The sequence below is a fragment of the Mesorhizobium sp. IMUNJ 23033 genome, from assembly GCF_044778005.1.
In the GTDB taxonomy this organism is placed as follows: Bacteria; Pseudomonadota; Alphaproteobacteria; order Rhizobiales; family Rhizobiaceae; genus Mesorhizobium; species Mesorhizobium amorphae_A.
In genome coordinates this window covers 10,301-21,740 of record NZ_JBJACT010000011.1, presented here as the reverse complement: position 1 = coordinate 21,740, position 11,440 = coordinate 10,301, and the positions used below count along the sequence as shown (strand labels likewise).

Below are 11,440 nucleotides of genomic sequence, written 5' to 3'. Positions count from 1 at the left end.
GTTCAGTTCGTATGGATTTCCGATCCCGCAAAGGACGGTATCTCAAGCCCGTGGCGCAGGCCCGTGGCGACGACCGAGACCCGGAATTTTCCAGCCAGCGCCCGGTCGAATATGGCGCCGACGATTATGTCGGCGTCGGCGTCGACCTCCTCGCGGATGCGGGTGGCGGCTTCGTCGACTTCGAACAGCGTCATGTCCATGCCGCCCGAGATCGAGACCAGGACGCCCTTGGCGCCGATCATGGAGGCTTCGTCGAGAAGCGGGTTGGCGATTGCCGCTTCGGCGGCCTTCTTGGCGCGGTCTTCTCCGGCGGCTTCGCCGGTTCCCATCATGGCGCGGCCCATGTCGCGCATCACTGATTTCACATCGGCGAAGTCGAGGTTGATCAGCCCTTCCTTGACGATGAGGTCGGTGATGCAGCCGACGCCCGCATAGAGGACGCGATCGGCCATGGCGAAAGCGTCGGCGAAGGTCGTCTTGGCATCGGCGATCCGGAACAGGTTCTGGTTCGGAATGACGATCACCGTGTCGGCGCACTCGCGAAGCCGCTCAATGCCTTCTTCCGCCGATTGCATGCGGCGCTTTCCCTCGAAGGTGAAAGGCTTGGTGACGACGGCGACGGTCAGGATGCCGGCCTTGCGCGCGGCATGCGCTATGATCGGCGCCGCACCCGTTCCGGTTCCACCGCCCATGCCCGCGGTCACGAAGCACATATGCGTTCCGGCAAGGTGATCCATGATCTCGTCGATCGATTCTTCGGCTGCCGCGCGGCCGACCTCGGGCAGGGAGCCGGCGCCCAGGCCTTCGGTGATATGGGCTCCCAACTGGATCAACCTCGACGACTTCGACATGGTGAGGGCCTGGGCGTCGGTGTTGGCGACGATGAACTCGGCGCCCTGCAGGCCCTCGGCAATCATGTTGTTGACCGCGTTGCCGCCGCCACCGCCGACGCCGACGACGGTTATTTTCGGCCGCATCTCGGAGATTACGGGCCTTGTCGCGGTGTTCATTTGCCGTTTCTCCTGGAACGGACCCGGCGCAGGGGTCGACAGATATCTATTGGCGGCACGGGACAAAAACTTGCTGGTGGGCGAATCAGAACCCGATGGCCATGAGACAGGGAATCAGAGGCTGGACACCACCGCAAGTCCGATGTGCCTCTTGAGGAGCCTGATCGATCCGACGGGCCGATGGCCGGCGGGGCGGCCGGTCGGCGTTTGAGGGGCGGATGGGTGATTTTTTCCCGAAAGGGGGCAGGGATTGTTAATGGTTATATACTATTATGGCTTCGGGGTGAAATATATCTAATTAACTTGGCAGTATTCTTGAGTTGATTATGGCCGTACTTGGCGCGCCCCCTCCCGACCTTAAGTGTCGCCCAATCCAGGAAAGTGATTGGGACAAAGTGGTCGATTGCCTGCGCAGGGGCTTTCCGATGCGCAGCCGAAACTACTGGAAGCACGCGCTGACCCGTTTGTCGCAGCGGCCCGCGGTTGACGATTTCCCGCGCTACGGCTTTGCCTTGGAGACATCCGGGCGGATCGTGGGGGTCGTGCTCACCCTCTATGCCCGCTACCAAGGTGGCGAAATCCGCTGCAACATTTCAAGCTGGTCCGTGGACGCAGCGTTCCGTCCCTATGCCATGAAGCTGATCTGGCCGGTTCTCAAACGCAGGGACGTGACCTACACGAACATTTCGCCGGCACCCTCGACCTTGAACGCCAACAAGGCGCTCGGATTTCGCCTGTTTGCCAGCGGCCAGTTCGCCTTCCTGCCCGCCTTGAGCCCGGCGCAACCGTCATGCCGCGTGCTCGAAGTCCGCTCTGACCTCGCCGAAATGGCGATGCTGTCCGATAGCGAGAGATATATACTCCTGGAGCATGCCGCGCTGGGTGGTCTCTCGCTGATCGGCATTCGCGACGAAATGGCCTTTCCGTTGGTGCTGAGGTCGCGCCGGATATTGCACGGTCTCGTCCCTTGCTCGCAGATAGTCTATTGCCGATCTCTCACGGATCTGAGCCGCTGCGCCGGCGCGATGGGGCGCTTCATCCTGCGACGCGGAACCCTGCTTTGCCTCGTCGACGCCAATGAGCCTGTCCCGGGTCTGCTCGGCCGGTATTTTCCGAGGAAGGGGCTGAAGTACTTCAAAGGGCCGAAAACCGCCTTCGCCCGGCGACCTGACGTTCACCGAACTGGTGATATTCGGTCCCTGAAAGTTAGCCTTGCAGCCCGGCCCTTGCCGCCGCCATCTCACGCCAGCGCGTTCCCAGCGAGACACCGACGAGCAGCAGGCAGAAACTGAGAGCGAGAGGCGAGTAGAATGCCTCTTCCTGCAACACGGCATTGGCCGAGATGGTGACAATGCCGACGAAACCAAACAGGAAATTCAGGTCGCCGGTTTCGATCAGCTGCCGCCGCGCCGCCACGGCGAGCGCTGCCAGGAAGCCGAAGAAAACCAGGCTGCCAATTCCCATCTGGTACAGCATGACGCCGACGGCGCTTTCGACCGGGATCGACGCGGCGCCTTCCGCCTGGGCGGTCGACCAGCTGAGATTGATGCTGGTGCTCGACAGATTGCCGCCCAGCCCCAGTCCCTGGCCAAGCGGGTTGGCCAAGAAGTCGCGTATGCCCGCCGCCAGGCCGAGCACGTGATAGTCGCCATGCGTGGCGCCATAGGCAATTGCCGCGGTTGTCCAGACCAAGGCCAGGGCGACGACACCGGAAAGCGTCAGGCCGGTGCGGGAAGGGCTATGGAACAGCCGTACGCAGAGCGCGACGAGCAGCATGAATGTCGCGCCCTTGGAGCCGATGACAAGCAGCAGCGGCAGAGCGGCGATGGGCAGCAGCCAGCGACCCCTGAAGAGCAGCCAGGCCGATATGATGCTCAGCGCATAGGCATAGCTGATCGAATGAAAGTTCGGACCGCCTATACGAAAGACGCTGGGCAGGATGTCGTTGAAGAACGGCGTGTTGAAGAAGGTCGTCGTCATCACGTCCTCAAGCCCGCGGAAAACGAAGCCGGTTTCCTTGAGCGCCTTCTCCCACACGCCGGTCTCGATCTGCCGCGCGATGTTGCGTTCGATGTAGAGGTCGCCATGAAAGAGGCCGAGGAAGTTCATCGTGAAGGTCAGTTCCACATAGCCGTAGATGACCGCGCCACTGCCGAGCCAGAGCATGCTCTTGCGCAGGTCGATGGGATAGAGGCTGGCCGCCAGGACCGCGATGTGGAAGCAGGCGAGGGGCGTGATCGTGTTGCGGAAGTAGACGACCGCGTCCTTGGGACCGCCATGCACGACCCCCAGGGCGAAATAGAAACAGATCGTCCCGCACAGCACGATGCTCAGCAGCAGCCAGGCGCGCAATTCGGGCAAGGCGCGCACGCGGTGCTGAAACGACGCCGCCAGGAAGATGCAGAAGGCGGTCATCAGGATGATGAAGTTCGTACCGCGCAGCGCGTCGAACGTATCGTTGTCGGGTATGTAAGGCGTGTACCACGCCACCATCATGTTCTGGTAGAGAAAGGCGCAGATGATCACGACAGGAATGCCCGCCGGCACCGCGTTCGAAACGATCAGCGTCAGTATGAACGTCGCGACAATCCCGAACGGCGTCCACACCGCAAAGGCCGAAACGCCGAGCGCAACGACGATGAGCGCCATCGAGACATGCAGCAGGGCCTCGGCGCTCGATGCGTCCGGAGCCCGCGCGCTTAGCCCGGCATGCGGATATGTCCCTGTGATGCTCATTGCCGGTCCGCTTTGATCCTCGCCTGCGCCAGCCTGCAGCCTTGACGTCTGTTGTCCATTTCAGTCGCCGTCTCCCAGCAGGGCGGCAATCATCTGAGGATCGAACCCCTCGGTGCTTTGCCTGCTGGCGATAAAGCCAAAACCCTGATCGAGCTCCCAATGAGCCCAGCCGATGTGGTTCGCCTCGGCCGCCTTGCGCACGGCACGGGTCCAGGCCGCGCGGCTTGCTGGATCCACGCAGAAATTGAGCACGCCGAACTCGTTCAGGATGACCGGGCAGTCATGGGCACTGGACCAGCGTCCGAGCTTGGCAAAGTCCGCAGCGATCCGCGCCTCTGTCCAAGGATCTGACAATTCCTTCTCCACCAGGGAGGCAGCCTCTTCGTCGCCCGCAGCCCGCAATCTGGAGACAAGCGCGCGCACCTGCGGCATGTCCATTGTCGCGGGAAAGGGCAGGTTGGCGATGCGGGCGAGCGGCGATGTATCCCAGTTCTCGCATTGATGGGTGAACGCCATGGGCGCGTAGTAGTGGATGGCTGCAATCTGCCTGTCGTCGACCAAGGGCGGCGTGTCGGCTATTTCCCATATGCCCTGGAAGCGTGCCGGGCCCCAGACCAGCGTGTGGAGCGGACATTTGGCCCGCAACGTCTCGGCGAGCTGTTGGCGCAGCTCAAGCCATGCGGCGCGCTCCATCGGCGGCTCGTTCAACAGTTCCGGGTAGACCGAATTCGTCGGCAGGTCGGCGATGACGGCGCGCAGGGCCGTCCAGGCCAGGACCACCCGCCTGGCCGCATTTGCCGGATCATGCTCGAAAGCCGCACGAAGATCGCCGGACGGATGCATGTCCACCAGAACGGCGAAGGCCAGCCCGACAAGCTCTGCGACCCCGTCGCGGATGCGGCGGAGCACCGCCCGGTCGCCTGCCGAGACAAGATCGCCGTTCACCGGCAGGCGGATTGTTTCGAACCCGGACTGCCGCAGCTTTTGCAGCGTCGCCGTGGCGGGAGCGGTTCCTGCTTCGCGTTCGAACCATCCGGGAAGATTGAAGCCACGCGAAGGAACGGGGCGAGCGGCCGTTGCCGGCAGCGCGGTCGAGACGGAGAAGGGGAGGGTCGTAAGCAAAGCCCCGCCAGCAAGTGCAAGCGCATGCCGCCGTGACACTGTCAGCGGCGATACCAGCTCAACCGCCCGCATGGATCAACTCCTTGCGAGGGAACTGCGGCGCAATCCGCCGGCCCCAGACGCGACATCGGGCATTGCCTTTGCGCCGGCGGGCTGTGCGCTGTCGATCACAAGAGTGGCGCTGCGTTCGATCTGGCCGGCGCCGAGATGCTGCTCGAGCAGGGCGGCGGTCCCCGACGCAGACTCGGATGGGCTTAGCGCGAAAAGCATCAGATCGGCTCTTGCAAAGATCTCCCGATCCCAACCGTTCTCACCAAGGGATGGGGCAATCACGAGCACGAAATCGAATGCGCCCCCGGCTTCGGCCAGAATGCCGCGCAAGGTGTTGCGATCCCGGAATTCTGCCCCCTTCTCCACGGCCGGACTGCATACGACGGTGCGCAGGCCGCTCGCGCCATCGATGAACAGGCCGGGTCCGTAGCCAGCACGGTGCGGCTGGCCTCCGATTTCAACCACAAGCACATTCTGCTCGGCTTGCTGGAGACCAATCCCGACCATCGCGCCCGCAAGCCTTGCGTCGACATTGCTGCGCGTGGAGGAGACCAGAAGCACGAAGGGTTTGGGGTGGTCGCTAAGGCGCAGGAGTATTTGCCGCATAAGCTTCAGCACGCCCAGCGAAAGCGCGTCGCTGCCGGCTTGAAACAGTGACTTCCTCAGCACCTTGATGCTTGAATGCGCCGCACCGCCGGCGACCCCCGGCAGGCGGTACTCGCCGAAATTGGCTGGCAATGGACGAGACATGGCAGGTGCGCCGTCCTTTTTCGGCTCTTTTGGCTGGGTCGCCTGCGGCACCGCTTCGCGAGGGCTTCGCGGGTCATCCTCCGGCTTGCGGACCGGCCCCAGCGCGATGGCGATACCGCATCCGGCGATGAGGCCCAGAAAGGCGCTGACCGGCAGGAGCAGGGCGGGCTTCGGCCAGGTCGGCTGCAGCGGCGCGGAGGCGGCGCTGATCGTGCGCGCCTCGGATGTCTGGACGCCTTGCATCTGCGACGTTTCCTGCGCGCGTTTCAGGAAATCGTCGAGCACGGTGCGGGCGGCCTGGGCCTTAGAGTCCAGTTGCCGCAGTTGCACCTGTGCGATATTCGAGTTCGTGGACTGCTGGCGCAGGGCCTCGAGCTTGGCCTGCAGCTTCGCCACATTCTGGGCGGCGAGATCGTAGCTGGCCTTCAGCTGCTGTCTTATCCGCTCCGCCTCGGCGGCCATCAGCCGGTTCATGCGATCGAGCTCCGACCTGAGCCGCGCAATGGCCGGATGACGAGGCCCATACATGGTTTCGAGATTGGCGAGCTCTGCCGCGCGCTGGTTATAGTCGTCGCGCAATTTGACGGCGGAATTGGAGAAAAGGATTTCCGCCAGCTTGGCCAGGCCGGCCGGCGAGGTGCCTGCGGCCAGCGCCTGATTGTATCGGTCCCGCGCCTGATCGGCGTCGCCCTGTGCGGTTATCAGCTGCGCCGTCAGTTGGTCGAGCTGCGACTGCAACGTGCCGCCATCTGCCGACCCCAGGATCTCGTGCTCCGACTTGAAATCCTCGACCGCGCGCTCGGCGTCGCTGACGTCCTTCTGAAGACCCTTGATCCTGTCATTGAGGAGAGAATTCACGTCGCTGTTGGCGGTTTCGCGTTCTCCGGCGAGGCCCGTTCTGTAGCGATTGACGATGGCGTTGGCGATGCGCGCGGCCTTGTCCGGCGATGGCGACGTGAAGGAGACATTGATGACATAGGTCAGTCCTTCACGGTCCACCGATACCGCTTTTTGAAAGCGCTTGAAGGCCGCGTCCGGTGAGGGGCCGCGGCCCGCTCCAAACATCGACAAGACACGCGAGACCAGGCCTATGCCTGAAAATTCCGGATCGTTTTGAAGCCCCTCTTTGTCGAACACTTCTTCCAGCAAGTCCTGCGATTCGATGACGAAGACCTGGCTTGCGATGGCGGCGCTGTCGGCGCCGATCCCGGGAAGAACGTCATTGAAATTGGTCGCGCGCGAATCGCGCGGGTCGATCAATATCGAGGCGGTCGCCGTGTAGCTCGGGCTCGTCATGGCAAGATAAAGCAGTGCTAGCAGCAGCGCCGCGCCGGCGATGGCAAGCACCATGACGCGTCGCCCCCACAGGACTGCCCATAGCGGTCCTATGTCGAACAAAGGTGGAAGCGTGCGATCGTCGGTTCTGGCTGGCGTCATCGGTTTCCTCTGCAGAGCGCGCCTTCCGGCCTTACTCTACACCGCCAGTATTCAGAATTATCGTTAGTCTTCCGTTAAGGTTACCGCGCCCGATGCTCAAATTAACAAACTGGTGACGGTAACCATGCGGAGCGTTCGCGCTGGCGCGATCGCAGGCTTTTGCTCTATTGAGAGACAGGTTTCAGCGTCGGCTCGCCTGCCGCGGGGGTAGGGCATCGCCGAACGCCACAGGGGCCGAAGTTGGATGAAAATATAAGCAATCGCAGCGCGATACCAGGCGCCGACACCCGTCCTGCAGCCGACGATATGCGCATGTCTATCGCTACGCTCGCCAGGAACGGCGCCGTGGCGGGCGTGATCAAGCTCGCCAGCGCCGGTCTGTCCTTCCTGATGTTCGTGGCCGTGGCGATGGTCATGGACGGAAGGCAGTTCGGCCTCTACAGCGCAGCCTATGCCGGCGCCAGCCTCGTCTCTTTCTTCGCTTCGGTGGGTCAGCAGAGCACCGTGCTGAGATTCTGGCCGCAATATGTCGGGCTCAGTGACCACAGTTCGGCCCATGGCATGATGGCCCGCGCCATTCTCGTCGCGCTTACCGGGCTCGTTGGCTCCAGCCTGCTCATTCTCATGGTCGGATTCTTGCCGTTCATCGGGAAAGGCACGCCGGAATGGCTTTCGCTGTGCGTGGCGGCTGCGGTCCTGTCGTTCGCACTCGGCTGGTCGGAATTCACGTCCGGCGCTTTCCGCGCCAAGAACAAGCTCATATCCGGCCTGTTGCCGCGCGACATCATCTGGCGTGCGGGCACGATTGCCGCCATTGCCGCTTGCCATTTCATGCATATCGAGATGAGCGCAGTCGCGGCGACCTATCTGACTGCCTTGCTGCTCATCCTTTCGGTTGTTCCGCAGACGCTGCTTCTCGTGCGCGACACGGCGCGCGCCAATCGCGGCCCACTCACCGAGGGGCAAAAGAGGGAATTCAAGATCGTGACGCTTGGCCTGTGGGGCGTCACCTCGCTGCCGCCGGCGCTCGGCCAGGTGAGCACGCTGCTTGTGGCGGTGATCCTGGGACCTGAGGCGGCCGGCGCGATCTTCGTCGCCGATCGGACCACGCGGTTCGTGGCGCTTGCGCTCAATGGAATCAATCAGGCGCTCGCGCCACAGATTTCAAGCGCCTTCTACAGCGGCGACAGGGCGCATGTTCAGCGCATCACCAATCTCGCCGCGCTTGGCAGCTTTGCCATTGCACTCTGCGTGCTTGCAGCGTTCTGGATTTTCGGCGGCTTTATCCTGTCCATGTTCAATCCGACCTACGACACGCCCACCATGCGGGCAACACTCGTCATCTTCGGCATAGGCGCAACCTTTGCCACGGCTTGTGGCCCGATCGAGATCCTCCTGCAGTTGACCGGCCTGCAGCATGCGCTGTTCAAGGTTCTGGTTGTCGTCAACATACTGGGGCTCGGCGCGACGGCGGTGACGACGTATCTCTTTGGACCCATTGGCGCGGCAGTCAGCATCGCCGGAACGGTCATCGCCTGGACCGCCATTGCCGTGTCGATCGCACGGCGCAGGATAGGCATAAATCCATCTGTCTTCGGCTTCACGATGGCAAGAGCTGCGCCCGTTCCTGGTGTGATGCTGAAAGGTCGTACGTGAAGCTCATTCAGGTACAGACCCAAGCGGAGGCCGCGGGCGCGCAGCGTATTTCCGACATGGTGGGCGAAGGCTTGCGGGCGCGCGGGCACGAGGTGCGCACCGTCTTCATGTACCGCAAGACGGACGCCTTCGATGCCGATCCTTATGCGGATTTCATCCTCAGCGAGAGTCCAAAGGGATTGCCTGGGCAGATCCGGGCTGCCATTGGTCTCGCGACCTATCTGCGCAAGTCGCGGCCGGATGCCGTCATCACCTATCAGCACTACGGCAACATCTTCGGCACGATCGGCGCCCGCCTGGCGGGCGTAACCCGGATCATCGCCAACCAGAGCGGTTCGCCGCACAGCAAAGGGGTGATGGGGGTCCTCTCCCAGATCGACAGGCTGATGGGCGTGGTTGGCCTCTACCGGACGAATGTCGTCAACTCGGCCTGGACGGAAGCGCAATTCAGTCACTATCCGCAAGCCTATCGGCGGCGCTTGCGGCGCATCGATCATGGCGTTGCCGCGCCGCCTGAAAACTTCGACAAGGCGGCGGCACGCGCTTCCTTTGGCTTGCCTCGGAATGCATGGCTCGCCGTCTCGTCCGGCCGGCTGACGCAACAGAAGAACCAGATTGCGCTCGTTGGGGCGCTCGATCAGCTGCCTGATATCCATGTCGCGATTGCCGGTGTCGGGCCGGAGCGCGACACGCTTGTCGCCTTGGCCAAAAGCCGGGATGTGGCGGACCGGCTGCATCTGGTCGGCGAAGTCCCCCCGTCGCGTATTTTCGAGTTCCTGGCGGCAGGCGACATCTACGCGTTTCCGTCGTTGAACGAGACCTTCGGTCTTGCCTGCGTCGAAGCGGCAGTTTGCGGTTTGCCTGTCGTGGCGAACGACCTCGCCGTCATGCGGGAGGTGCTTGCTACCGAGGATGGCGAGACCGCGGCGATCTTCGTCGAGGACGACGCCACCGGCATGGCCAAGGGGCTGGCCGACTTGATGGCCGGGCCGGAAATCATGGCCAGGCTTTCAGCGGCAGGGCGGCGGCTCAAGGACAAATACGCGCCGGCCAGGATGTGCGCGGGCTACGAGGCGCTACTTCTTTCCTGAACGTCTTCGCACCGCCGCTATGCCGTCGATCGCTTCCAACGCGCCCGATCGATTGAGCGTGTGGATTTTCGGATAGGGCCAGTCGCCATCCGTGTCGATCGGCCGGGGCGCCGAAAGCCGCACCGTCTGCTGGTCGAGTTCCAACAATTCGCATAGGCCGAGCCCGCCGCCATAGCCGAGCGTTCCGTCCTGGACCGGGAGCAACACATGGCCCTCATCGATGCGAACGAAAGCACCACCTGGACGAGCCATGCGATGGTCGATCATGACAGGGTTCATAGGGTGGGGTTTCCACGGACCGGCGAGTGCGGGAGCGCAGAAAACCACCAGCGTGTCGGAGGTGCTGCCATAGCCATCGCGATCGGTGGCGAACAGCCAAAGCAGCCCGCCATGCTCGAGCAGCGTCGCGTCGGAAATCTCGCCTTCGACCAGCACGGTCTCGGCGATCCAGCGGTCCGGGAAGGCCGAGGCACGGTAGAGCGTGAGCCTGCCGCTGGCGCTCGCCTCGGGAAGCATCCAGATCTCGCCGTCGCGCTCGAACACCTGCGGATAGGAGAGGTGGTGCGGCTCTTCCAGAACGACGCGTGGCGCCTCGGGAGCGCCGGCTGCGTCAAACGGGACGACGGAGATGACGGCCTTGCCGGTCGCATGGGGATAGTCCTCGACGAAGAGGAACGACCGGCCCTGCCACTGGAACGGGAACGGATCGGCATAGAAGTGGTCGCCCGGGTCGGGCAGGACCGACCAGCCGGGGCCAAGCCCGGCCGTATTCGCGATGCCTGGCGCATCGGTAAAGCGGTAGCCGACGCGCCAATGCGCATGACGGAAACCTATGCGCCGGATGATCTCCCGGCCAAGCCGCGGCAGCGCCGAGCCCAGATAGGCTGACACGAACTGCATCGCCGTGCCGCCACCGCGGACTTCAGACATGCGTTCGTTATTGACAAGCCGGCCTTCAGCAAATGCCCGAACCACCGAGACGAGCAAGGTGATGGCGCGGGCAAGCACGTCCTCGGTGCCGAGTGCCGCCGATTCCCGCTTGTCCACCATCGGCCGTGCCCAGCCCACCAGCGTCTTCTTGTCGAGGACGGCTTCGATCAAAGGCAGCCTTCCGGCCGCGACCGCGATTGCCGCCGAGAGATCAGATGCGGATCCGTCGAACAGGAGGCCAACGGTCGGGACATCCGATGGGGCAGCGTGGCCGGCGAGGTCCAGTCTTAGCGCGGCGGACCGGTGCCCGCTTCGTGCCTCGATCTCATGCGGCGAGGCGGCAAGGTTGGGGCGGCGCCGTCGAAACAGGCGCTGTTCAAAGGCAAAGGTGGCTTTTGCCGCCATCGGCCAGTTTGCTGCTCCGGGCTGATGGCGCACAGCCACATCATGGCCGTCCGCCTGAAGCCGCTCTATGGCGACCTTCTGCCACAGGCGGGGGCTCGATTGCGGAACAATCACCTCGATCGACAGCATGTCATTCCCGTCCGGCTGTAATGGTGCTCGGGTTCCAGACACTTGAAAAGAAATGATTTGACCGAAAAAGCTTACATTGGAGTTACGTTCAAAGTCCGACTGCGTGATTCACGAGAAAATAAA

General features: G+C 63.0%; 8 protein-coding genes. 3 read left to right on the top strand and 5 right to left on the bottom strand.

The annotated features are described in order from the left end of the window. Positions 1 to 2: 2 nt before the first annotated feature. Entirely contained in the window at positions 3 to 1,010 is a 1,008-nt protein-coding gene (ftsZ, locus tag ACFX5Q_RS14215; protein WP_192182807.1) for a cell division protein FtsZ, read from the bottom strand. A 326-nt stretch (positions 1,011 to 1,336) separates the two neighbouring features. Between ftsZ and ACFX5Q_RS14210 the strand changes: the two genes are divergently transcribed. Continuing rightward, positions 1,337 to 2,302, top strand: a complete 966-nt coding sequence (locus ACFX5Q_RS14210; protein WP_404278811.1) for a hypothetical protein — start codon at positions 1,337 to 1,339, stop codon at positions 2,300 to 2,302. On the opposite strand, the gene ACFX5Q_RS14205 is transcribed toward ACFX5Q_RS14210, so the two are convergent. From ACFX5Q_RS14205 to ACFX5Q_RS14195, 3 genes are read right to left on the bottom strand one after another with little or no spacing between them, the layout of a single operon-like run. Next, positions 2,217 to 3,746, bottom strand: a complete 1,530-nt coding sequence (locus ACFX5Q_RS14205; RefSeq protein ID WP_404278809.1) for a hypothetical protein — start codon at positions 3,744 to 3,746, stop codon at positions 2,217 to 2,219. The two genes, ACFX5Q_RS14210 and ACFX5Q_RS14205, sit on opposite strands and share 86 nt — an antisense overlap. 60 nt (positions 3,747 to 3,806) lie before the next feature. Next, complete coding sequence (locus ACFX5Q_RS14200; protein ID WP_404278807.1) at positions 3,807 to 4,940, bottom strand: glycoside hydrolase family 5 protein; 1,134 nt, start codon at positions 4,938 to 4,940, stop codon at positions 3,807 to 3,809. A gap of 3 nt (positions 4,941 to 4,943) precedes the next feature. Next, on the bottom strand, positions 4,944 to 7,106 hold the full coding sequence (locus tag ACFX5Q_RS14195; RefSeq protein WP_404278805.1) for a GumC family protein: 2,163 nt from the start codon (positions 7,104 to 7,106) through the stop codon (positions 4,944 to 4,946). A 312-nt stretch (positions 7,107 to 7,418) separates the two neighbouring features. Between ACFX5Q_RS14195 and ACFX5Q_RS14190 the strand changes: the two genes are divergently transcribed. Continuing rightward, positions 7,419 to 8,762 carry a lipopolysaccharide biosynthesis protein gene (locus ACFX5Q_RS14190; protein WP_404278803.1) on the top strand — a complete coding sequence of 448 codons (1,344 nt, stop codon included), beginning with the start codon at positions 7,419 to 7,421 and terminating at the stop codon, positions 8,760 to 8,762. Further along, entirely contained in the window at positions 8,759 to 9,853 is a 1,095-nt protein-coding gene (locus tag ACFX5Q_RS14185) for a glycosyltransferase family 4 protein (protein WP_404278801.1), read from the top strand. Before ACFX5Q_RS14190 ends, ACFX5Q_RS14185 begins: the two co-directional genes overlap by 4 nt. Here the strand turns inward: ACFX5Q_RS14185 and ACFX5Q_RS14180 are convergent. After that, complete coding sequence (locus tag ACFX5Q_RS14180; protein ID WP_404278799.1) at positions 9,839 to 11,317, bottom strand: hypothetical protein; 1,479 nt, start codon at positions 11,315 to 11,317, stop codon at positions 9,839 to 9,841. The two genes, ACFX5Q_RS14185 and ACFX5Q_RS14180, sit on opposite strands and share 15 nt — an antisense overlap. Positions 11,318 to 11,440 lie beyond the last annotated feature (123 nt).